This is a genomic window from Halovibrio salipaludis (assembly GCF_002286965.1).
GTDB classification, from domain to species: domain Bacteria; phylum Pseudomonadota; class Gammaproteobacteria; order Pseudomonadales; family Oleiphilaceae; genus Halospina; species Halospina salipaludis.
Window position 1 is genome coordinate 739,164 of the sequence record NZ_NSKD01000001.1, and the last position, 21,059, is coordinate 760,222.

A 21,059-nucleotide genomic window follows, 5' to 3' on the forward strand; every position below is an offset into this window, starting at 1 on the left:
GAATGCCGCCATGATCGCATTCAATAACCTGACACTTCAGCGCGGCGGCCAGTGGCTGCTTGAGGACTGCTCCGCCACCATTCAGCCCGGGCAGCGGGTTGCCCTCATTGGTGGCAATGGTGCCGGCAAGTCCAGTCTCTTTCAAATGATCCTGGGGGAACTGGCACCGGAAAACGGCGAGATCCAGGTCCCCGGCGGCTGCCGCATCGCCCACATGGCCCAGGAGGTGGGTGGCAGCCAGCGCACGGCACGGGACTTTGTGCTGGATGGCCACGCCGAGCTGCGGCAGCTTGAGGAACGTCTGGCCCGGGCCGAGGCCAGTGGCGACGAAAACGAGATGGTCCGTGTCCATGGTGAACTGGACAATCTCAAGGCCTGGGACGCCCCGCGCCAGGCGGAGGCCCTGCTGCGGGGGCTGGCCTTTACGGATGATGACATGGACCGCCCGGTGGACAGCTTCTCCGGCGGCTGGCGCATCCGGCTGAACCTGGCCCAGGCACTGATGGTGCCTTCGGATCTGCTGTTGCTGGACGAGCCCACCAACCACCTGGACATTGAAGCCTGCTACTGGCTGGAAGGCTGGCTCAAGCAGTACCAGGGCACGCTGCTGTTCATCTCCCACGACCGCGATTTCATGGACCGGGTGGCAACCCATGTCATCCACTTTGAACACTGCAAGCTGTTCTATTACGTGGGCAACTACCACGCCTTTGAACGCCAGCGGGCGGAACGGCTGGCACGCCAGCAGGCGGAGTATGAAAAGCAGCAGAAGCGGGTTGCCGAAATCCAGTCCTTTATCGACCGCTTCCGGGCCCAGGCCAGCAAGGCGAAGCAGGCCCAGAGCCGCATCAAGGCGCTGGAACGCATGGAAACCATCGCACCGGCGCACGTGGATTCCCAGTTCGAATTCCGCTTCCCGGAGGCGGACAAGGTCTCCAATCCACTGCTGACCGTGCGGGGCGGTGCCGTGGGCTATGACGGCGCGCCGCTGCTCAGTGGCATTCACCTGCACCTGCTGCCGGGCAGCCGTATCGGTCTTCTCGGGGTCAATGGCGCGGGCAAGTCCACGCTGATCAGCATGCTGCGCGGGGCCACACCGCTGCTCAGTGGCGAACGTGTTACCGGGGAACATTTCCGGCCGGGTTATTTTGCCCAGCATCAGCTGGATGAACTGGATCTGGACGCCAGCCCATTCCAGCACCTGCAGCGGCTGACGCCCGAGGCGTCGGATCAGTCCATCCGCAAGTTCCTGGGCGGCTTTGGTTTCCGCGGGGATGATGCCCTGGCGAGCATCCGCAACTGCTCCGGGGGTGAGAAGGCCCGTCTGGCACTGGCCATCATCGCCTGGCAGAAGCCCAATGTGCTCTTCCTGGACGAGCCCACCAACCACCTGGACCTGGAGATGCGCCAGGCCCTGACCATGGCGCTGCAGTCGTTCAGCGGTGCCATGGTGCTGGTCTCCCACGATCGCCACCTGCTGCGCAACACGGTGGACACCTTCTGGCGCGTGGCGGACGGTACCGTCACCGAGTTCGACGGCGACCTGGACGAGTACGAACGCTGGCTTGCCGAAGGCGGTGAACGGGCTTCCGGCGGGGACGGAAAGTCTTCAGGTGCCCGGGATGCCGCTCCTCAGCCGGCAGCCAAAGAAAGCGCAGCCGAGCGCCAGGCGCGCAGGAAAGCCGCCGCCGAGCAGCGCCAGAAGATGGCGCCGCTGAAAAAGGAGGTCGAGCGCTGTGAGAAGGAGCTGGAACGCCTTGCGAAGGAGAAATCCGAGGTGGAAGAGGCGCTCGGCGATACCGGCCTGTATGAGGCCGAGCGCAAGGACGAACTGAAGCAGCTCCTGGACCGCCAGGCGGAGCTGGCACGCCGTGAATCCGAGGCCGAGGCGGCCTGGGTGGAGGCCAGCGAGTCCCTGGAGTCACTGGAGGCGGACGCCTACTCCTGAATCACCAGGTCGACATCGGCCTGTTTGACCCGCTCCCGCTCGCTCATCAGGTCGGCCCGTGTCAGCGGGTGCGCCTCCAGCCAGTCAGCCGGCAGTGAAAGGGTGATCCGTGCCCCTTTGGCGCTGAGGCTGAATGGTGGCGGCGCGGCGCCGGCACGCCCGTGCTGGAAGAGCACCGCAAGCCGCAGCATCACCGCAAGCCGTTTGATCGGCTGGATCTCGTCCGGGTAGAGGTGTTCGAACAGCGCGTTGTTGAACTTGCGCCTGTGGGTGCGCACCAGGGTTGCCAGCGCCCGCTGGTCGTCCTGCGAGAAACCCGGCAGGTCCGAGTGGGTCATCAGATAGGCGCCATGCTTGTGGTACTGGGTATGGCTGATGGCCAGCCCGATCTCATGCACCCGGCAGGCCCAGCACAGCAGGTTACGGTAGTCGCTGTTCCCGAGTCCCCAGTCCGGGCCGACCTGCTCCAGCGCCCGCGTGGCAGTGGCCTCCACCGCCGCCGCATGATCAAGGTCCACGGAATAGCGCCCCTGAAGAGCCTGGATGGTGCGTTCGCGCACGTCCTCATGGTTGTCCCGGCCCAGCAGATCGTAGAGCACCCCTTCACGCAGGGCGCCGTCGGCGAAGCTCATGGACTCGATGCCCAGCGACTCAAAGGCGGCGTAGAGTATGGCGAAGCCGGCCGGGAAAATGCTGCGCCTGTCCTCGCGTACCCCGAGGGTATCGAGCTTTTCCGTGCGCCCGATGTCGATCAGCCGCTTGCGCAGTGACTTCATGGACTCCCAGGTAACCCCCTCGCGGCTGAGGTTCAGCTCATTGACCACCCCGATGATGGCCTTGATGGAGCCGGAGGACCCCACGCAGTTGTGCCAGCCCCTCTGGCGGAAACGCTGCTGGATGTTGAGCAGCTCCTGGCGGGCGTGGGTGATGGCTCTGTCCATGCGCTTGCGCGAGATCTTGCCGTCCGGGAAGTAGTTGTTGCGGAAGGACACGCAGCCCATGTGCAGGCTTTCCGTTTCGCGTGCCTCGAAGCGTTCGCCGATGATGAACTCGGTGCTGCCGCCGCCGATGTCGATGACCAGTCGGGGGCCGGCGTCATCCGCGAGGGTGTGGGAGACCCCCAGGTAGATGAGGCGGGCTTCCTCGCGCCCGGCCACGATCTCCACCGGGCAGCCCAGGGTCTCCTCGGCCGACTGGATGAAGTGGTCCGCGTTACGGGCGGCACGCAGGGCGTTGGTGCCCACCACCCGGACCGATTCCGCGTTCATGCTGCGGATGCGCTGGGCGAAGCGCTGCAGGCAGGCCAGGCCGCGTTCCCTGGCCTCGGCGGAGAGGTAGTTGTCGCGGTCCAGCCCGGCACCGAGCTGGACCTTCTCGCCCATTTTCTCAATGGTGCGGATCTCGCCGTGCACCGCCTGGGCCACGACCATGTGGAAGCTGTTGGAGCCAAGGTCCACGGCGGCCAGCAGCCGGGGGGCGTCCTGGGAACTGTGCGGGGAAGTCACCTGTCTTGAAATCCTGCTGAAAGCCCATATATTCTGAACAGCGCCGTGTTCAGGGCTGGTATCTGATTCGGATACTAACCCGCGGAGCGGCCCATGTAACAGAGGGGATCCTCGCGTGTCCCGGTGACAGCCGGTTACGGCGGGCAAATTCCCATTCACACAGCAGCAATTTGGAAGTAGGGCGATGAGCGACAACATTGTGAGCGTGACCGACGGCACCTTCGAAGACGAAGTTCTCAAGTCGGACGTACCGGTTCTTGTGGACTACTGGGCGGAATGGTGCGGGCCCTGCAAGATGATCCATCCGGTTCTCGAAGAGATTGCGGACGAGTACGAGGGCAAGCTCAAGATCGCCAAGCTCAACATCGACGAGAACCAGCAGACGCCGCCGCGCTTCAACATCCGGGGGATCCCGACCCTGATGCTGTTCAAGAACGGCGATGTGGACGCCACCAAGGTGGGTGCACTGTCCAAGTCCCAGCTGACGGCTTTCCTCGACAGCAACCTGTAACGTTTTCGCCCCGGTCTGCCGGGGCGCTGTGATGCACTATGGTGGTTGGTGGACTGATTCTCGCCGGAGGGCGCGGTGAACGGATGGGCGGAGAAGACAAGGGGCTTCTGCGCTTGGACGGTCGTTCCTATGCGGCTCACCTGGCCGACGTGCTGTCTCCGGTGACCTCCGCGGTGGCCGTCAGTGCCAACCGCAATGCCGATGCTCACGGGCAGTGGGCGGATACCATTCTGCCGGATAACGCCTTTGCCGAAGCCGGCCCCCTGGCGGGGCTGGTGGAAGGGCTCCGGTGGGCGCGTATGCGTGGATTCCAGGGTGTGGTTGTGACGCCCTGTGATACGCCACGGCTCCCGCCCATATGGGCGGTCCAGATCCTGGAGGCGGCGCGGCGGCGTCCGGCCATTCCCTGTCTCTCGGACACCGGTGAGCGGCGGCACCCGCTGCATGGCTACTACCCGGTAGCGCTGCTGGGCCGGGTTGAGCGCTATCTCAGTCGTGGCGAACGCCGGGCCCTGGAACTGGCGGAACAGCTGGACGCCGAATGGATGGACTGCAGCGCCATGGTGGAAGGGTTCCTGAACGTGAACGAGCCCGGGGACCAGGCACGGCTCAGCAGCGAGGCGCGCTCAGAGACCGTCTGAATCCGACCAGCGCCGGGCCGCCTCGCGGTCACTGGCCTTCTGCTCCACCCAGTCGCCGTTACCCGCCGCGGTGATTTCCTTCTTCCAGAAAGGTGCGCGGGTTTTCAGGTAGTCCATGATGAACTGGCAGGCCTCAAAGGCATCCTGGCGGTGGCGGCTGCTGACCCCCACAAAGACAATCCGTTCTCCGGCCTGGATCTCTCCCACACGGTGCACGACCTCGGTGCGGTGAATGCGCCAGCGCCGGGCGGCCTCGTCCACCACCCCCTGGATGGCGGTTTCGGTCATGCCGGGGTAGTGCTCCAGGAAGAGACTCTGGACCCCGCTCTGGTCCCCAAGGTCGCGGGCAAGGCCCGTGAAGCTGCAGACCGCGCCGACCGCCGGGGCATCGTCTTCCAGCCCGGCCAGAACCGGCTCGGTTGCCAGTGCTTCGCTCTGGATGCGGATCATTTCAGCCTCCGGTGACCGGTGGGAAGAAGGCCACCTCATCCCCCGGATTCACCGGCGTTTCCTCCCGTGCCATGGCCTGGTTCACGGCCATGAGCACACAGTCGTCGTCCAGCAGCTCGGCCCATTCGTCGCCGCGCTGCTGAAGCTGCTCGCGGATATCACGGACACAGGTGATGCCGTCGGCGGGCAGCTTTTCCTCGCCGATCCCGAGGCGTTCGCGCAGACTGGCAAAGAAGCGGATTGCAATACTGGATTCAGCCATGGAGAAGCTCCGAAAACGGCAGGAAGGAGACTGGATCACCGACTTCCAGGGTCTGGTGCTCCGGAATGATGGCCAGCCCGTGCGACCAGCAGGCACTGCTGAGGACGCCCGAACTCTGGGTTGGTGCTGATTCGAGCCAGGTGCGGCCCTCGATGGAGCGACAGCGCACCCGCTGGAACTCGCGCCGGCTCTGGGGGCGTTCCACCGAGAACCCCGCGGGCATGGTGCAGGGGCGGGGCATGAGCTCGCCGTCCTCTCCCTGACAGGCGCGCAGGAAGGGTCGGCCCAGTACCAGAAAGGTTACCAGGACCGCCGCCGGGTTGCCGGGCAGCCCGAGGACGGGGGTTTCGTTGATATGGCCGAACGCCAGAGGTTTTCCGGGTTTGATAGCCATGCGCCACAGGTCCAGCTCGCCCAGCGCCCGGATGGCATCACGGATGTGATCCTCCTCCCCCACGGAAACCCCGCCGGTGGTGATGATGGCATCCGCCTGCTCCGTGGCCTGAGCCAGTGTGTCCCGTGTGGCCTCCAGAGTATCCGCCATGGTGTGGAACGGGACAGGCTCCCAGCCGGCGGCCCGCACCAGCGCGGTCAGCATGGGCTGGTTGGAGTTGTGGATCTGCCCCGGCGCCAGGGGCTGGCCGGGCGGAATCAGTTCGTCGCCGCTGCTGATGATGGCCACGCGCAGGGGTCGGAAGGTGGTGATCGCCGGCAGGCCGGCGGAGGCGAGCAGCCCCAGGTGCCAGGGATCGAGCCGGGTGCCGGCATTGATCAGGGTGTCGCCGGTATCAATGTCCTGGCCGGCGGGGCGGATGTTCTGGCCGACGCCCGGCGACTGGAGAAGCCGGACCCGCTCGCCTTCGGGTTCGGTGTTCTCCTGCATGACAACGGTATCAGCGCCTTCGGGAATGGCGGCGCCGGTGAAGATGCGGGCGGCCGTGCCGGTCGCCAGGGGCTCGGGTGCCTGCCCGGCGGGTACGCGCTGCGAGACGGGCAGTGTGCCCGCTCCGGCATCCGCCGCGCGCAGGGCATAGCCGTCCACGGCGCTGTTGTTCGCCGGCGGTACCTGCACCGCTGAAACCGGGCTCTCGGCGAGGATCCGCTCGACGGCGTCATCCAGGGGCGTGGTCTCGGTACCGGGCAGGACCCGGGCGGCCTTCATCAGTTGTGTCCGGGCCTCATCCACGCTGATCAGTGTGTCCGTGCCCGCCATCAGTTCGCTCCCCGGGCGGCATCAAGGGGAATTTCGCGGTCCAGTCCGCTGAGGTCACGCTCGGGTTTTCGCTGGACCAGGGCCGAAAAATTGCAGGGTCGGTGGCGGCTGTCGAGCTGGTCGCGCACGATGCCTTCCCAGGCGGTGCGGCAGGCGCCGGTGGAGCCCGGCATGCAGAAGATCACCGTATGGTTGGCCAGCCCGGCCAGGGCCCGGGACTGGATGGTGCTGTTACCGATCTCCTGGGCGGAAAGACGGCGGAATTCCTCGCCGAAACCCTCGATGGTCTTTTCGAACAGCGGGCCCAGCGATTCCGGCGTGCTGTCACGCTCCTGCAGGCCGGTGCCGCCGGTGATCAGCACGCTCTGGATCTGCGGATCCGCGATCCAGCGGCTGATCAGGGCCCGCATCAGGCAGGTGTCGTCCTGCAGCAGGCGCCGCGCCACAATGGTGTGACCCGCCTCCAGCGCGGCATCCACCAGGAACTGGCCGGAACTGTCCTCAGTCGGCCCCCGGCTGTCCGAGATGGTCAGGATGGCAAGGTTGAGGGGCGCGAAGTCACTGGCTGAGGCCATTGGGTCGGGTCTCCTGTGAGGGTTCCTTGATGCTGCCATGATAAGCGCAGCCGGGGGCTGCACCAATGCCTCCTGTGGGGTAAGCGAGGGGGTTTTTGCACTGCCATGGAAAATGGTGTATTTTGACAAAATCCTGAATAAGGCAGGCGGGTCGGTGCCCCACCCATCCGCCAATCCCGGAATCTCCGTTCTGACCCTGGTTTCACTGAATCGCCCCGATTGGCAGAGCCTGGGCAATCCGGAACTTCGCTTCCCCGACAGTCTGACAATCAACTTCATCCTATCCATCCAGACGTAATCCCAGACAATCTATGAATCTGACCGAACTCAAGAAAAAGCCCGTTCCCGAACTCATTGAGGTTGCCCAGGAAATGGGCCTCGAAAACATGGCCCGGTCGCGAAAGCAGGATGTGATCTTCGCGATTCTCAAAAAGCACGCCAAAAGCGGTGAGGACATCCACGGCGATGGCGTGCTTGAGATCCTTCAGGACGGGTTTGGGTTTCTGCGCTCCGCGGACTCCTCCTACCTGGCGGGCCCGGACGACATCTACGTCTCGCCCAGTCAGATCCGGCGGTTCAATCTGCGCACCGGGGACTCCATTTCCGGCAAGATCCGGCCCCCCAAGGACGGTGAGCGCTATTTCGCCCTGCTGAAAGTCAATGACATCAACTTTGGCAAGGCTGATAACTCCCGCCACAAGATCCTGTTCGAGAACCTCACGCCGCTGTTCCCGGAAGAACGGCTGAGGCTGGAGGCCGGTAACGGCTCCACGGAGGACCTTTCGGCCCGGATCCTGGATCTGGTCTCCCCCATCGGCAAGGGCCAGCGCGGGCTGATCGTTTCCCCGCCCAAGGCCGGTAAGACGCTGCTGATGCAGACCATTGCCCAGTCCATTGCCCGCAACTCGCCTGACTGCCATCTGATGGTGCTGCTCATTGATGAGCGTCCGGAAGAGGTGACTGAGATGCAGCGCACGGTGCGTGGCGAGGTGGTCGCTTCCACCTTTGACGAGCCGCCGGCCCGGCACGTGCAGGTGGCCGAGATGGTGATCGAGAAGGCCAAGCGTCTGGTTGAGCACAAGAAGGACGTGGTGGTCCTGCTCGACTCCATCACGCGTCTCGCCCGGGCCTACAACACCGTGATCCCTTCCTCGGGCAAGGTGCTGACCGGTGGTGTCGATGCGCACGCCCTGGAAAAGCCCAAGCGCTTCTTTGGCGCCGCCCGGAACGTGGAAGAAGGCGGCAGCCTGACCATCATGGCCACGGCGCTGGTCGACACCGGCTCCAAGATGGACGAGGTGATCTACGAGGAGTTCAAGGGCACGGGCAACATGGAGGTGCACCTGGATCGCCGCATTGCCGAACGCCACACCTACCCGGCCATCAACGTCCGCCGCTCGGGCACGCGCCGCGAGGACCTGCTGGTCAGCGAGGACGAACTGCAGCGGGTCTGGATCCTGCGCAAGCTTCTGCACTCGATGGATGATGACGTGGCCGCCGTGGAATTCCTGATCGACAAGCTGCGGGACACGAAGACCAACGAGGAATTCTTCCAGGCCATGAAGAAACGATAACCCCGCAGGAGCCTTCATGCAGTACCGGGATCTGCGCGATTTCATTGATCAGCTGGAACAGCAGGGCGAGCTCAAACGCATCACCACCGAGGTGGACCCGCGGCTGGAGATGACCGAGATCGCCGACCGGACCCTGAAGAAGGAGGGGCCGGCGCTGCTGTTCGAGAACCCGACGGGGTACAACATGCCGGTTCTGGCCAACCTGTTTGGTACGCCCAAGCGGGTGGCCATGGGGATGGGGCGCGACAGCGTCGAGAGCCTGCGCGAGATCGGCGAGCTGCTGGCGTTCCTCAAGGAGCCGGAACCGCCCAAGGGCTTCCGCGATGCCTTCGACAAGATGCCCATCTTCCGTCAGGTCATGAAGATGGGGCCCAAGATCAGGCGTTCCGCGCCCTGTCAGGAAGTGGTGCTGGAAGGCGATGACGTGGACCTCTACCAGCTGCCGGTGCAGACCTGCTGGCCGGAGGATGCGGGGCCGCTCATCACCTGGCCGCTGGTGGTCACACGCGGGCCGGAGAAGGAACGCCAGAACATGGGCATCTACCGCCAGCAGCGGATCGGGCGCAATCGCCTGATCATGCGCTGGCTGGCCCATCGCGGTGGCGCCCAGGATTTCCAGCAGTGGCAACAGCAGCATCCGGGCGAGCCCTTCCCGGTGGCGGTGGCGCTGGGTGCTGACCCGGCCACCATCCTGGGCGCGGTTACACCAGTGCCGGATACCCTTTCCGAGTACGCGTTTTCCGGCCTGCTGCGCGGCTCGCGCACTGAACTGGTCAATGCCGGGGTGGGTGATCTGCAGGTGCCGGCCAGTGCGGAGATCATCCTGGAAGGCCACATCTACCCGGATGACACGGCACCGGAGGGGCCTTTCGGGGACCATACCGGTTACTACAACGAGGTGGAGACCTTCCCGGTATTCACGGTGGAGCGCATCACCCACCGGAAAGATCCCATCTACCACAGCACCTATACGGGGCGCCCCCCGGACGAACCCGCGGTTCTGGGCGTGGCGCTGAACGAGGTGTTCGTGCCCATCCTGCGCAAGCAGTTCCCGGAGATCGTGGACTTCTACCTGCCGCCGGAGGGCTGCTCCTACCGCATGGCCGTTGTGACCATGAAGAAGCAGTACCCCGGCCATGCCAAGCGCGTGATGATGGGTGTATGGTCCTTCCTGCGCCAGTTCATGTACACCAAGTTCGTGATCGTCACCGATGATGACATCAATGCCCGTGACTGGCAGGACGTGATCTGGGCGATCACCACCCGCATGGACCCGACCCGCGATACCACCCTGGTGGACAACTCGCCCATTGATTACCTGGATTTCGCATCACCGGTAGCAGGGCTGGGTTCCAAGATGGGGCTGGATGCCACCACCAAGTGGCCTGGTGAGACCGACCGGGAGTGGGGGCGCCCGATTACCATGAGCGACGAGGTCAAACGCCGGGTGGACGAACTCTGGCCCCAGCTCGGCCTCGACTGAACTCCGGCCGCCTGCGCCGCGTACGAGGATACTATGGACGCCAACGCGCAACAGCCGAAGACAGACCTGTTCCATCTCAGCGAGATCGGGCAGGTCGGTAACGACATCTATCAGGTACGGTTCGAGTGGCCCCGGGGCCGCCCCGTGCCCTTCAGTGCCGGGCAGTACCTGGCCATCCATCTGCCCGGGCGGGATCCGTCCTGGTTTTCCATTGCCAGCGCCCCCGGGGCCGAGCAGCTGACCCTTCACATCCAGGCGCCGCCGGAGTGGGCCAGTGCCCATGAAGTCATGGAATACCTGCGTCACGAGGGGTGCGCCCGGATCTCCATGCCCTATGGTGAGGCCTGTCTGAGCGAGCCGCCCGGAGCGCCGCTGCTGCTGGTTGTGGCCGGCACGGGGTTTGCCCAGGCCAAGAGCATCGTGGACTACCTGCGTTTCAGCCGCATGGAGCAGCCGGTCACCCTCTACTGGGGCGCACGCGATGCCGGGGACATGTACCTGCGCGGGACCGCCGAACGCTGGGAGGAGGCCTGGCCGGACTTCCATTTCCGGCCGGTGGTGTGCGAGGCGGATGCGGCCTCGGACTGTCATCATGAACGCCTGGCCGAGGCCATCCTGGCGGATGGCCATGACCTGGGTCAGGTGAAGGTTATCGCCAGCGGCTCACCGGCGATGGTGTACAGCGTTCTGGATGGCCTCACGCCTGCCGGTTTCGACCCGGCCCGCTTCCACTCGGACGTACTGCAGTACGCCCCGCGCGACTGAGGCCTCAGCGCGCCGGGGCACCGCTGCGGCGCCGGGGCTCCGGCATGGGCAGCCTGGGCAGACCGTGGTGCTCAAGAACCCCCTGGCGAAGCAGGCGGACGCTGTCCTCGTAGCGGCCCAGATGGGCGTAGAGCCGGCATAGTTCCGCGGCCGTCTCCTGGCTGTGGCGTACTCCGAGACTGGTCTCCAGGTATTCCCTGGCCTTGCCCCAGAGCCGGTTACGCAGGCTGATGCGCCCCAGCGCCAGCAGCAGTTCCGGATTGTTGGGGCGCTCCTTGAGCCAGCCCTCGGCCGCCAGCAGCTGCTCATCCTCCCTGGGGCCCTGAATGCGGCCGTACAGGTTGATCAGCAGGTCACTCCAGCTGTGGCGCAGGACCTTGCGCAGCAGGCTTTCGGCGCGGGATTCCGCGCCCAGGCGGGCGAGATGGTTGGCGTAGTGATGCACCACGGACTCATCATTGCGCCGGGGCGGCGGCAGCTGATCCCAGACCCGGTCCAGATGGTCCAGGTTGCGCTGTTCCGGGGGCTGGCGTTCCAGCCGCTCGGCGGCCTGGTCGAGCACATTGAGCCAGACTTCCTGTTCCAGAACGGTCAGGCTGCTTTCATCCAGCGCGGCCTGGCGGCGCAGTTCCGGCAGCAGTTCACTGAGCGCCTGCCAGTCCTCGAGGTTGCGGTAGACATTGGCAAGCTGGCGCATCACGTGCGGGTGGTTGGGGGAGTTGCGGCGCAGCCGCAGCAGTGTCGCCAGGGCCTGTTCGTTACGCCCGGCGTTGAGCTGCAGCCGGGCCTGGGTCAGGCCCACCGCCAGATCCGAGCCGGCGGTGCTTTCCCAGGCGAGGCGCAGGAAGCGGTCGGCCTCCTCCTGGTCCCCCTGCTGGTGCGCGGCCTCCGCGGCTGACAGATAATTGATGAGCGGTGTTTCCGCGTTGCCCGCACCCTGCTCAAGCAGTTTGCGTGCCCGTCCCCAGTTGCCCTCGGCCAGCTCCAGCAGCCCCTGGGTGGTCCGGCGCTGGGCACGGCGGCGCCCGCTGTTGCGCCACCACTGGCCCATGGCACCGGGGCTCAGGCGCAGCCCGCGCACAAGCCCCAGCAGCCAGTGCAGGGCCAGGGCCGCCAGAACCACCAGTGACATCCCCACCCAGAAGTTGGTCTCAATCAGCCAGCTGCCGATGCTGATGCGGATGTAGCCGGGATCCTCCGCCATGCCCAGGCTGAGAAGCGTGCCTGCCAGAACGGCGACGAACAGAACAATGAGCAGGGCCCTCATTGGCTGGTCTCCCCATTGTCATCATCCGACTGGGGCGGACCGGATTCGTCGGCGCGGGCCCGCAGCCGGGCCTTGAGCAGTTCCAGGGATTCACTGATGTCCGGCGCTTCGGCCTGGAGGCGTTCATCCCGGAGGTCGCTGATCAGCTCGCGCAGTGCCGAGGCCGTCTGGTTGCTGCTGTCGTACCAGCGCTCCAGCCAGTCCCCGGCACGCCCGAGGGAGCGCCGGTAGACGGCGTTGTCACCGCGCAGCAGGGCGGCGGCGGCCTGTTCGAACATCAGCTGGAGATGGAGTTGGGCCTGGGTCTCCTGCTCGGGGGTCAGCAGGGCCTGGGTGGGCCCGTCCACCCGGCGGATGCGGACCATGCGGTCGAGAACGCCCAGCAGCTGTTGCCACAGGCCGGCATCCGTCTGCTGACTGCTGTTGCTGCCGGCATCGGGCAGTGTGTCGGCACCGTCCAGGGACTGGGCGCGGCCGAGCTCCGGGATCATCCCAATGGCGGCCTCGAGCTGCAGATGGATGCCGGTCCGGTCCACCGGGTCCATGGTGCGCAGCGCCAGGATCTCTTCGGCAAGGGCCTCGCGGATGGGGTGGACACCGGCGGCGTCGATGCCCGCCAGCAGTTCATCGGTGCTTTCCAGAACGCGCAGCGCTCCCTGGTGATCGTTTTCCAGTTCCAGCCGCTGGTTGGCGAGGCGCAGCAGATACTCCGCTTCGGCGAGCAGCCAGTCGGTCCGGGTGCGCTGACCCAGCCCAAGCAGGGAGCGGGCGTTGTGGGCGATCTGGCGGGATTGGGTGTCCAGCGCATCGGCCTGTTCGTCGAGTTTCCCCTCAAGCCGGTTGAGCCGCTGCGCGCGGGCCTCGCTGCCGGATTGCTGAGTCTCGCGCAGGTCGGAGGCCATGCTGTTGAGGGTGTCGAGGCGGTTGCCGAGCTGCTGCTGGGTGCGGTGCTGCTCCCACAGCATGAAGCCGGCGCCGAGCAGGCCCGCGGCCAGGAGGATGATGACCAGCCACAGCGGCCATAGCCGCGCGCGGCCGGGCTGGGGGCTGGGCGTGGTGGTCGCCGGAAGCTGTTTGCTGTTGTCGTTCACGAGTGTCCGTTACTCCGCGTTTGAGGGGGACGCCCTGCAGGCGTCGATCAGCCCGTCCGGGCTCATGGCCGGGGCCACCCGGACGTCGCGAAAGCCGGCGTCCCGGGCCTGTTGGGCCACGCGTTCCACCGGTACCACGAGGCAGCGTTCCCGCAGCTTCGAGTCTGCATTCTGACCCACCTCGAGCAGGCGCTTCAATGTTTCCCCGGAAAGCGCGAGCACGGTGTCCGGGTCAAAGGTGGTGAGGTTTTCCCGGAGCGTGGCCTCGGGCCAGTCGATGGGGGTGCGTTCATACAGTGGCAGGACCTCAACGCGCGCGCCGCGATCCGCCAGGGTATTCCGCAGCAGTTCCCGGCCCCGGTCGCCGCGTGCGATCAGGACTTTTTCGCCCGCCACCGCTTCTGGCTGGAAGGCGGGGCAGCTGAGCAGGGCCTCGGAGTCATGGCCGCTGGGCGGTGCCTGGCCGGGCAGGCCGGCATCACGGAATACCCGCGCAGTGCCGTCGCCGGGCCCCCACCATTCCAGGCCCACGGGCCACTGCGGCCACCAGTCATCCGCCTGCTCCAGAAGCAGACGTGCGGCATTGGGGCTGACCGCGATGATCTTCCGGAAGTTGTCCAGCTCCTGGATCAGACTGCGTTCACGGCCATCCAGGGTCCGGGGCTGGATGGCGATCAGCGGCAGGGCACGGCTCCGGGCGCCGGCCTGCTCAAGCGCCCGGCGTGTTTCCTCCGCCCTGGGTTCCGGACGCGAGACCAGTATCCGGCGTCCGGCCAGTGGCGCGTTATTCGGGCTCGTAACCATAGACCTCCGCCAGTATGGCGCCGGCACCTTCCTCCAGCAGCTGTTCGGCAAGCTGGCGGCCCAGTTCCTCACCGCCGCTGCGGTGGCTGCGGCCCTCAACCTGATGGACACGACTGCCGTCGGGGGCGGCGACCAGGCCACGCAGGTGGAGTTGATCCCCTTCCAGTTCGGCATAGGCCCCGATGGGCACCTGGCAGCCTCCTTCCAGGCGGGTGTTCAGGGCGCGTTCCGCGAGTACCCGGTCCCGGGAGTCGGCATGGATAAGCGGTTCCAGCATCGCGATGAGCTCGGCGTCGTCCCTGCGGCATTCAATGCCCAGTGCGCCCTGGCCGACCGCCGGCAGGCTGATCTCCGGCGGGATCTCGTAGCGGATGCGTTCGTCGAAGCCCAGCCGGCGCAGGCCGGAGGTGGCCAGCACAATGGCGTCGTACTGGCCGTCATCGAGCTTGGCCAGGCGCGTGTTGACGTTGCCGCGCAGGGTTTCGATCCGGCAGTCGGGCCGGTGCGCGGCGAGCTGCGCCTGGCGGCGCAGGCTGGAGGTGCCGATAACGGCGCCTTCGGGCAGGGCGTCCACATCCGCATGATGGTTGCTCACGAAAGCGTCCGTGGGGGCGCCCCGTTCACAGATGGCCATGAGCCCCAGGCCCTCGGGGAAGACCATCGGAACGTCCTTCATGGAGTGCACGGCGATGTCCGCGCGACCGTCCAGCATGGCTTCCTCGAGTTCCTTCACGAACAGGGCCTTGCCACCGATCTTGGCCAGCGGCACGTCCAGGATCTTGTCGCCACGGGTCTTGATGCCCACCAGCTCGACGCTCAGCCCTGGATGGGCCTGTTCCAGCCGGCTCTTGATGTGTTCGGCCTGCCACAGGGCAAGCTGGCTCCGGCGGGTGGCGATGCGCAGGGTGTCTCGGGCCATGAAGCGGCGGTTCCTCGATGTCGGAATGGTTTCGGGTCTTCCCTAGGGTACCGTTTACAGCGGCGGATGTCGCCCGCCAGGGTCAGCTCTCGAGATAATCCCGCACGCCCGTGGCATGCCGGCGGCTGACCCGAAGGCGCGTGCCGGCGGGGTCCGACAGCTGGGCCAGGTGGCCGGACTGGGTCCGGGTGAGCGCCTCCAGGTAGCGGCGGTTGACCAGGGTGTGGCGGTGGATACGCAGCAGGTGTTCGCCGTGGGCCTGCTCCAGTTCGCGCAGGCTGTAATCGCACAGGGTTTCGCCGCGGTCATGGACCAGGGTCACGTACTTGTTGTCGGCACTGGCGTAGTAGAGCCGGTCGAGCTCAACGCGCTCCACGCCCGCCTGGTTGCGGACCACAATGGCGGGGTTGTCCTGTGGCGCAAACTGCCGGCTCTGCGGGCGATTGACGCGGCCAGCCCTGGTCAGCGCACTGGCCAGGGCCTCCCGGCGTACCGGTTTGACCAGGTAGTCCGTGGCGTCGACCCGGAAGGCGCTCAGGGCGTAGTCGTCATAGGCGGTGCAGAAGATCACTGCCGGTGGTGTGGCCTGGGCGGTCAGCTCCCGGGCTGCGTCCATTCCGTCCATGCCCGGCATCCGCACATCCATGAGTACGATGTCGGGTCGGTGTTCCGCTGCCTTTTCCAGGGCCTCGGTTCCGTTGCCGGCCTCGGCGCAGACCCGGCAGTCTTCCATGGCTTCCAGCAGCCGTCGCAGCCGATCCCGGGCGGGGGCCTCGTCGTCCACGATCAGGACCCGATGTTCCGTCATGCCTTGTTCTCCCTGTTCCCTGGCAGTCTCAGCGTCACGGTGAAGTGGTCACTGCCCTGGCTGGCCTTGAGGGCCGCGGTGTCTCCGTAGACCGCCTGCAGCCGGGCCCGGATGTTCTCCAGGGCCATGCGCTGGCCCTGGTGGCGGCCCGCCTGGTCGCTGGCCAGGGGGTTGTGGATCAGTATATAGAGCCAGCGCCGGGTCCGTTCGGACTCCACCCGGATGGTACCACCCCCGGTCAGTGGCTGGATGCCGTGATAGACCGCGTTCTCCATCAGGGGCTGCAGGATCAGCGGCGGTACCGGCAGTTCGCTGGCGCTGTCGTCCAGGTGCCAGTCCACTTCCAGGCGCGGGCCCAGGCGCAGCTTTTCAATGGCGAGGTAGCGCTCGCACAGGCGCAGCTCCTCGGACAGAGGGATCAGGCGGGTCCCGGCGGTATTCAGGCTGACCCGGAAGAGATCGGAAAGATCCAGCACCACCTCCTCGGCGTGTTCCGGATCGGAGGCGATCAGGCTGGCGATGGTGTTCATGCTGTTGAACAGGAAGTGGGGCTGGATGCGCGCCTGGAGCGCGGCGAGGCGGGCCTCAACTTCCGCTTCCTCCTGGCGGCGGCGCTGGTACTGCAGGTGGAAGTAACGCAGCACCATCAGGGTGATCAGCGCCGCCATGAGCAGGTTGCGCAGCAGCGTGAAGGGGGCGTCCAACGGCGAGAGCGCGGGGTTGAGAAGCCATTGGCCGAACAGTGTGAAGGCGGCGGTGTCCACCAGTACCAGCAGGGTGATGGCCACGGTGGCCAGTGGCACCCCCAGGGATTCGAGCTGGCGCCTGAGCGCGCAGATGAGGCCGGCGGCGGTGAGGGTGACCCACTGCGCCAGCAGCGAGGCCAGGCCCAGGTAGTGCCAGTCCAGCAGGCCACTGGAAGGCCGGGCCAGTGCGAACAGCAGCACCACCAGCTCGGTGGTGAGCACCAGCAGGAACACGGCCCGGACCTGGCAGAGATCCGGGATGAAGCCGCCGTCGTGTTGTGGCTCCTGGCTCTGGTTCATGGTGACATAGGGCGCCGGATTGGAAGGCTGTTATACTGCGCGGCCTGCGGGTGCATTTGATTCCATGACAACAGGATAGACCATGAGCGACGAGCGGAAAGCGGCGGCCAAACTCTGGGGCGGACGGTTCAGCGAACCCACGGATGCCTTTGTGGAGCGGTTCACCGCCTCGGTGGGCTTTGACCAGCGCCTCTACCATCATGACATCCGGGGCTCCATCGCCCATGCGCGCATGCTCGCGAAGGTCGGCGTGCTCACCTCCGAGGAGGAGCACCAGATCATCGAGGGGCTGGAGGCCGTGCACGCGGACATCGAGGCGGGCCGTTTTGAGTGGTCGGTGAGCCTTGAGGATGTGCACATGAACATCGAGGCGGCGCTGACCGAGCGCATCGGCGTGACAGGCAAGAAGCTTCATACCGGGCGCTCGCGCAACGATCAGATCGCCACCGACATCCGCCTGTACCTGCGGGACGAGATCGATGCCATTGCCGCTGAGCTGGGGCGCCTCCAGTCCGGGCTGATCGAGCTGGCAGAGCGCGAGGCGGATACCATCATGCCGGGTTTCACGCACCTGCAGAGCGCTCAGCCGGTCACCTTCGGCCATCACATGCTGGCCTGGAACGAAATGCTCCAGCGCGACCACGAACGCCTGCTGGACTGCCGCAAGCGGGTGAACCGCCTGCCGCTGGGTGCTGCCGCGCTGGCCGGTACCAGCTATCCTATTGATCGCTATTACACCGCTGAGCTGCTGGGCTTTGACGGCCCCACTGCCAACTCACTGGATTCGGTCAGCGACCGGGATTTCGCCATCGAGTTCAGCAGCTTCGCTGCGCTGCTGCTGACCCATCTCTCCCGCTTCAGCGAGGAACTGGTGCTGTGGACCTCCGCGCAGTTCAGCTTCGTGGATCTGCCGGACCGCTTCTGCACCGGTTCCTCCATCATGCCCCAGAAGAAGAACCCGGATGTGCCCGAGCTGGTGCGCGGCAAGACCGGGCGCGTGAACGGCCATCTCATGTCCCTGCTGACCCTGATGAAGGGCCAGCCGCTGGCGTACAACAAGGACAACCAGGAGGACAAGGAGCCGCTGTTCGACACTGTGGATACCGTCAAGGGCTGCCTGCGGGCCTACGCGGACATGATGCCGGCGCTGACGGTCAAGCGTGAGAATACAAGGGCGGCCGCCCGGCGTGGCTTTGCCACCGCCACCGACCTGGCGGACTACCTGGTGCGGCAGGGGCTGGCGTTCCGGGATGCCCACGAGGTGGTGGGGCAGGCCGTTGCCTATGCCGACCGTGATGGGCGTGACCTTGAGGATCTGGAGCTGGCCGAGCTGCAGCAGTTCAGTGCGACAATCCGGGAGGACGTCTACGAGGTGCTGACCCTGGAGGGGTCCGTGAGCGCCCGTGCCCATGTGGGCGGTACGGCGCCGGTGCGGGTGCGCGAGGCGGCCCGCGAGGCGGCGCAGCGGCTTAATTCCGGGCCCTGAAGAACCCGCCGCGGCTGCCGGGCCTGGACGGCGGCGCGAGCTGGTCCAGAAGTTCCGGGCTGGTCAGGCGATAGCCCTGACCGAAGTGCAGCCCCAGTTCACGCACCTTGCGCAGGGTGGCGTCGTCCTCGATGAAGGGGGCGACGGTTACCGCCTCGCAGAGCAGGGCCATCCGGTGTATGGCTTCCACCATGATCACCTGCAGTGGATTGTCCGCCAGGTCATGCACCAGGCTTTCGTCCAGCTTGACGATGCTGACCCCCAGATCACCGATCAGGTTATGGGTCCTGCCGCTGACGCCAGCGGCGTCCAGGGCGATGCGGCAGCCCGCCGCCCGCAGTGCTTCAGCACTTCGCCGGGCCTCATCCGGGTACCGGCATGCATGGGCCTCGCGGATCTCGAAGCAGAAGCTGGTGGCCTCGAAGGAGCTGGCCTCGATCTGGTGTGCCACCTCGTCCGCAAAGCTGGTATCAAGAAGGCTGCTGGCGGACAGGTTGAAGCTGATCATCTTGAGCCGCGGCTGCATCAGGGGATTCTCCTCCAGCCAGGCCAGGGCACGGGCGATGACGCGCCGGTCCAGTGCATACCCCAGGTCAAAGCGTTCCGCCAGCGGCATGAAGGAGGCCGGGCGCCAGAGTTCCTCGGCGCGGCGGCCCTGATCGTCCGGCTCCCGGTAGAGCCGTGCCAGTACCTCCACATGGTCGCCCCAGGTGGCGCTGGCGATCGGGCGCAGTGCCTGGAAATGCAGCTCGATGGCATCGGTGGTGATGGCGTACATCAGCTGCGCCAGGTCCTCGCGGGTGGCGGTTTCGTCACCGCCTTCGGCGCCGGTGCGGTAGAGGTTGAGGCTGGAGGGGCCGGTGGCCTTGGCGGTCTCGCACAGGTCCGCCGCCAGGGTCAGGCACTGCTCCGGTGATTCGTCGGACACCAGGTGCAGGGGCAGGAGGCCGGCACTGACGGTGGTCTGGATGGTGTCGCCCCGCCATTCAAAGCCGAAGGCACTGACGGCGTCCCGCAGACTGTGGCAGACCTTGACGGCTTCCTCCGTGCCGCAGTTGTCCAGAATGATGACGAACTGGTCGCTGGCCACCCGGGCAATGGCATCGCGCTGGCGCAGGCGGCCCGACATCATGCTGCTGAGTTCCCGCAGGTAGCGGTCGCAGCCACCGGAGCCAAAACGGGCGTTGAGGGTGCTGAAGCCGTCCAGGTCCAGGTGCACCAGGGCATGGGGTGTGCCGGCCTCACGCTGGAGGCTCAGGGCACGGTGCAGGCGCTGGAGGATCTCGCGGCGGTTGAGCAGCCCCGTCAGCGGATCGTGCCGGTTCAGGTAGTGGACGTGATCCTCGCCATCCAGCTGGGAAACCCGTTTGTCCCGGGCCACCTGCGCCGCCCCGAGCAGTTCCCCGCCGGGGGAGAAGATGCGGTTGAACTGGATCTCGTAGACCGTCTGCTGTTCCTCGGACTGCGCCAGGGGCATCTCGATGCAGAAGCCTTCCTGGCTCATGGCGCGTTCCCACAGGCGGGCGTAGAGGCGCCGTTCCTCCGGGTAGTCCGCGAGCAGATCCGTGAGCTGGTCGCCCACATTGGGCATGACCCCGAAGGCGGCCTGGAAGGCATCATTGTAGGCCTGGTTGACCGCGACGATTTCCAGTTCCGGGTTCATGATGACGATCAGATCGTTCGAGGCGGCCAGCACGCTTTCGGTACGGTACTTCCAGACCTGGGCCGAGTGCGCGTCCGCACGGCGAGCGGTGATGTCCACGGCGCTGCCGGCGATCAGGCGGCGTTTGCCGGAATCGTCCAGGCTGCGCCCGGTGAGCCGCAGCCAGCGGTGGTTCTGGTTGGCGGTGAGCACCGGTACTTCCATGGAGAACGGCTCGCCCTGGCGCAGGCACTGGAGAATGGCCCGGCGCACCTGGCTCTGGTGCTCCTGGAAGTAGAACAGCACATGCTCCGGGTCGAGCTGATTGCCCGGCGGCAGGTCCAGCAGGTGGTAAAGGCCTTCGGACCAGTGCAGGCGGTTGAAGTCCGGATCCAACTCCCAGATACCGAGGCCACCACTCTGTTCGGCCAGGCGGAATACGCGGGTGTCCAGGGGCGTGGCCTGGCGCGGCCGTATGCGCATTGCCTCGTCGGTGCTGGCCGTGGCGTCACTGGTGGAGCGGCGCAGGTTGATGGAGAAGAAATAGCCGGAGGCATGGCGAACGGTGATCAGCGCGCTCTGGCCCTGCTCCAGGGCATCGTTGAGCGGGGGCATGAGGGGGTTGTCCTCGCGGCTGGCCACAAGCTCCTGCATGGGCAGACCCTGCATTTCCAGGATACCGTAGCCGAACAGGGCCTCGGCGGCGTCATCCGCTGCCTGGATGACGCCGTCATCGTCCACCTGCAGGCTGGCGGGCTCGGCGTTGGCGCTGCTGCCGGGTTCGGTGCGGACCCGCTTGATCAGATATTCCCTCATAGCGCCCGAGATTAGCAGAAAGCATGGCGGCCGGGTGACATCCGTGTGTGAGATCCTTCAACTGTGGCGTTATAATACTGCGTTTCTTCGGGAGGTGGCTTATGCGCGGATCGATCCTGGCACTGCTGGCGCTCATGCTGGTTCTGGCCGGCTGCGGGCAGAAGGGGCCGCTCTACCGCGAGGGCGACCAGGAAGGGCCGGACAGTGCACGGGCGCCGGCTCCGCACACCACTCCCAGTCATCTTTGCTGATC

Annotated in this window: 20 protein-coding genes; 8 read left to right on the forward strand and 12 right to left on the reverse strand. The window is 66.0% G+C overall.

Translation table 11 applies throughout. From position 1 onward, the window contains the following. The first annotated feature begins 10 nt into the window (after window positions 1-10). On the forward strand, window positions 11-1,948 hold the full coding sequence (locus tag CK501_RS03600; protein WP_095616335.1) for an ATP-binding cassette domain-containing protein: 1,938 nt from the start codon (window positions 11-13) through the stop codon (window positions 1,946-1,948). Here the strand turns inward: CK501_RS03600 and ppx are convergent. Then, window positions 1,939-3,453, reverse strand: coding sequence for an exopolyphosphatase (ppx, locus tag CK501_RS03605; protein WP_095616336.1), 1,515 nt, complete (start codon window positions 3,451-3,453; stop codon window positions 1,939-1,941). The two genes, CK501_RS03600 and ppx, sit on opposite strands and share 10 nt — an antisense overlap. A gap of 184 nt (window positions 3,454-3,637) precedes the next feature. Here ppx and trxA point away from each other — a divergent pair, with 184 nt between their 5' ends. Beyond that, entirely contained in the window at window positions 3,638-3,964 is a 327-nt protein-coding gene (trxA, locus tag CK501_RS03610; RefSeq protein WP_077530165.1) for a thioredoxin TrxA, read from the forward strand. A gap of 38 nt (window positions 3,965-4,002) precedes the next feature. Next, window positions 4,003-4,605, forward strand: coding sequence for a molybdenum cofactor guanylyltransferase (mobA, locus tag CK501_RS03615; RefSeq protein WP_095616337.1), 603 nt, complete (start codon window positions 4,003-4,005; stop codon window positions 4,603-4,605). On the opposite strand, the gene CK501_RS03620 is transcribed toward mobA, so the two are convergent. From CK501_RS03620 to moaB, 4 genes are read right to left on the reverse strand one after another with little or no spacing between them, the layout of a single operon-like run. Beyond that, window positions 4,591-5,055, reverse strand: a complete 465-nt coding sequence (locus CK501_RS03620) for a molybdenum cofactor biosynthesis protein MoaE (RefSeq protein ID WP_095616338.1) — start codon at window positions 5,053-5,055, stop codon at window positions 4,591-4,593. The genes mobA and CK501_RS03620 overlap by 15 nt on opposite strands. Window position 5,056: 1 nt before the next feature. Then, entirely contained in the window at window positions 5,057-5,317 is a 261-nt protein-coding gene (gene moaD / locus CK501_RS03625) for a molybdopterin converting factor subunit 1 (RefSeq protein WP_095616339.1), read from the reverse strand. Next, on the reverse strand, window positions 5,310-6,530 hold the full coding sequence (locus tag CK501_RS03630; RefSeq protein ID WP_095616340.1) for a molybdopterin molybdotransferase MoeA: 1,221 nt from the start codon (window positions 6,528-6,530) through the stop codon (window positions 5,310-5,312). Before CK501_RS03630 ends, moaD begins: the two co-directional genes overlap by 8 nt. Next, on the reverse strand, window positions 6,530-7,105 hold the full coding sequence (moaB, locus tag CK501_RS03635) for a molybdenum cofactor biosynthesis protein B (protein ID WP_095616341.1): 576 nt from the start codon (window positions 7,103-7,105) through the stop codon (window positions 6,530-6,532). Before moaB ends, CK501_RS03630 begins: the two co-directional genes overlap by 1 nt. A gap of 311 nt (window positions 7,106-7,416) precedes the next feature. On the opposite strand from moaB, the gene rho reads away from it, so the two are divergent. The 3 genes from rho to CK501_RS03655 are packed head-to-tail and all read left to right on the forward strand — an operon-like array spanning window position 7,417 to window position 10,927. After that, window positions 7,417-8,679: a transcription termination factor Rho gene (gene rho / locus CK501_RS03645; protein WP_095616343.1), complete on the forward strand. Its 1,263-nt coding sequence runs from the start codon at window positions 7,417-7,419 to the stop codon at window positions 8,677-8,679. A 16-nt stretch (window positions 8,680-8,695) separates the two neighbouring features. Beyond that, entirely contained in the window at window positions 8,696-10,162 is a 1,467-nt protein-coding gene (ubiD, locus tag CK501_RS03650) for a 4-hydroxy-3-polyprenylbenzoate decarboxylase (RefSeq protein ID WP_095616344.1), read from the forward strand. A 33-nt stretch (window positions 10,163-10,195) separates the two neighbouring features. After that, a complete protein-coding gene (locus CK501_RS03655) occupies window positions 10,196-10,927 on the forward strand; it encodes an NAD(P)H-flavin reductase (protein ID WP_095616345.1) in 732 nt (243 codons plus the stop codon). Between the two features lie 4 nt (window positions 10,928-10,931). On the opposite strand, the gene CK501_RS03660 is transcribed toward CK501_RS03655, so the two are convergent. The 6 genes from CK501_RS03660 to CK501_RS03685 form a co-directional block, all read right to left on the reverse strand. Continuing rightward, on the reverse strand, window positions 10,932-12,194 hold the full coding sequence (locus tag CK501_RS03660) for a heme biosynthesis HemY N-terminal domain-containing protein (RefSeq protein WP_095616346.1): 1,263 nt from the start codon (window positions 12,192-12,194) through the stop codon (window positions 10,932-10,934). Beyond that, window positions 12,191-13,285 carry a uroporphyrinogen-III C-methyltransferase gene (locus tag CK501_RS03665; RefSeq protein ID WP_095616347.1) on the reverse strand — a complete coding sequence of 365 codons (1,095 nt, stop codon included), beginning with the start codon at window positions 13,283-13,285 and terminating at the stop codon, window positions 12,191-12,193. Before CK501_RS03665 ends, CK501_RS03660 begins: the two co-directional genes overlap by 4 nt. A 9-nt stretch (window positions 13,286-13,294) precedes the next feature. Next, on the reverse strand, window positions 13,295-14,089 hold the full coding sequence (locus CK501_RS03670; protein WP_095616348.1) for a uroporphyrinogen-III synthase: 795 nt from the start codon (window positions 14,087-14,089) through the stop codon (window positions 13,295-13,297). Beyond that, a complete protein-coding gene (gene hemC, locus CK501_RS03675; protein ID WP_095616349.1) occupies window positions 14,070-15,008 on the reverse strand; it encodes a hydroxymethylbilane synthase in 939 nt (312 codons plus the stop codon). Before hemC ends, CK501_RS03670 begins: the two co-directional genes overlap by 20 nt. Before the next feature lie 82 nt (window positions 15,009-15,090). Then, the gene (locus CK501_RS03680) at window positions 15,091-15,816 is read right to left on the reverse strand and encodes a LytR/AlgR family response regulator transcription factor (RefSeq protein WP_095616350.1); all 726 of its coding nucleotides are present in this window, start codon (window positions 15,814-15,816) and stop codon (window positions 15,091-15,093) included. Then, window positions 15,813-16,862: a sensor histidine kinase gene (locus CK501_RS03685; protein ID WP_095616351.1), complete on the reverse strand. Its 1,050-nt coding sequence runs from the start codon at window positions 16,860-16,862 to the stop codon at window positions 15,813-15,815. Before CK501_RS03685 ends, CK501_RS03680 begins: the two co-directional genes overlap by 4 nt. A gap of 82 nt (window positions 16,863-16,944) precedes the next feature. Between CK501_RS03685 and argH the strand changes: the two genes are divergently transcribed. Next, window positions 16,945-18,348 carry an argininosuccinate lyase gene (argH, locus tag CK501_RS03690; protein WP_095616352.1) on the forward strand — a complete coding sequence of 468 codons (1,404 nt, stop codon included), beginning with the start codon at window positions 16,945-16,947 and terminating at the stop codon, window positions 18,346-18,348. On the opposite strand, the gene CK501_RS03695 is transcribed toward argH, so the two are convergent. Continuing rightward, window positions 18,332-20,806: an EAL domain-containing protein gene (locus CK501_RS03695; protein WP_095616353.1), complete on the reverse strand. Its 2,475-nt coding sequence runs from the start codon at window positions 20,804-20,806 to the stop codon at window positions 18,332-18,334. The two genes, argH and CK501_RS03695, sit on opposite strands and share 17 nt — an antisense overlap. A gap of 101 nt (window positions 20,807-20,907) precedes the next feature. Between CK501_RS03695 and lptM the strand changes: the two genes are divergently transcribed. Continuing rightward, window positions 20,908-21,057, forward strand: a complete 150-nt coding sequence (gene lptM / locus CK501_RS03700) for an LPS translocon maturation chaperone LptM (RefSeq protein WP_095616354.1) — start codon at window positions 20,908-20,910, stop codon at window positions 21,055-21,057. Window positions 21,058-21,059 lie beyond the last annotated feature (2 nt).

Excerpts from the sequence above, each read along its gene's own strand:
- mobA (WP_095616337.1), top strand. The coding sequence starts at position 4,003 with ATGGTGGTTGGTGGACTGATTCTCGCCGGAGGGCGCGGTGAACGGATG.
- CK501_RS03680 (WP_095616350.1), bottom strand. The coding sequence starts at position 15,816 with ATGACGGAACATCGGGTCCTGATCGTGGACGACGAGGCCCCCGCCCGG.
- rho (WP_095616343.1), top strand. The coding sequence starts at position 7,417 with ATGAATCTGACCGAACTCAAGAAAAAGCCCGTTCCCGAACTCATTGAG.
- moaB (WP_095616341.1), bottom strand. The coding sequence starts at position 7,105 with ATGGCCTCAGCCAGTGACTTCGCGCCCCTCAACCTTGCCATCCTGACC.
- argH (WP_095616352.1), top strand. The coding sequence starts at position 16,945 with ATGAGCGACGAGCGGAAAGCGGCGGCCAAACTCTGGGGCGGACGGTTC.
- CK501_RS03685 (WP_095616351.1), bottom strand. The coding sequence starts at position 16,862 with ATGAACCAGAGCCAGGAGCCACAACACGACGGCGGCTTCATCCCGGAT.
- hemC (WP_095616349.1), bottom strand. The coding sequence starts at position 15,008 with ATGGCCCGAGACACCCTGCGCATCGCCACCCGCCGGAGCCAGCTTGCC.
- CK501_RS03695 (WP_095616353.1), bottom strand. The coding sequence starts at position 20,806 with ATGAGGGAATATCTGATCAAGCGGGTCCGCACCGAACCCGGCAGCAGC.
- ubiD (WP_095616344.1), top strand. The coding sequence starts at position 8,696 with ATGCAGTACCGGGATCTGCGCGATTTCATTGATCAGCTGGAACAGCAG.
- CK501_RS03600 (WP_095616335.1), top strand. The coding sequence starts at position 11 with ATGATCGCATTCAATAACCTGACACTTCAGCGCGGCGGCCAGTGGCTG.
- lptM (WP_095616354.1), top strand. The coding sequence starts at position 20,908 with ATGCGCGGATCGATCCTGGCACTGCTGGCGCTCATGCTGGTTCTGGCC.
- moaD (WP_095616339.1), bottom strand. The coding sequence starts at position 5,317 with ATGGCTGAATCCAGTATTGCAATCCGCTTCTTTGCCAGTCTGCGCGAA.
- CK501_RS03670 (WP_095616348.1), bottom strand. The coding sequence starts at position 14,089 with ATGGTTACGAGCCCGAATAACGCGCCACTGGCCGGACGCCGGATACTG.
- CK501_RS03620 (WP_095616338.1), bottom strand. The coding sequence starts at position 5,055 with ATGATCCGCATCCAGAGCGAAGCACTGGCAACCGAGCCGGTTCTGGCC.
- trxA (WP_077530165.1), top strand. The coding sequence starts at position 3,638 with ATGAGCGACAACATTGTGAGCGTGACCGACGGCACCTTCGAAGACGAA.
- CK501_RS03655 (WP_095616345.1), top strand. The coding sequence starts at position 10,196 with ATGGACGCCAACGCGCAACAGCCGAAGACAGACCTGTTCCATCTCAGC.
- CK501_RS03630 (WP_095616340.1), bottom strand. The coding sequence starts at position 6,530 with ATGGCGGGCACGGACACACTGATCAGCGTGGATGAGGCCCGGACACAA.
- CK501_RS03660 (WP_095616346.1), bottom strand. The coding sequence starts at position 12,194 with ATGAGGGCCCTGCTCATTGTTCTGTTCGTCGCCGTTCTGGCAGGCACG.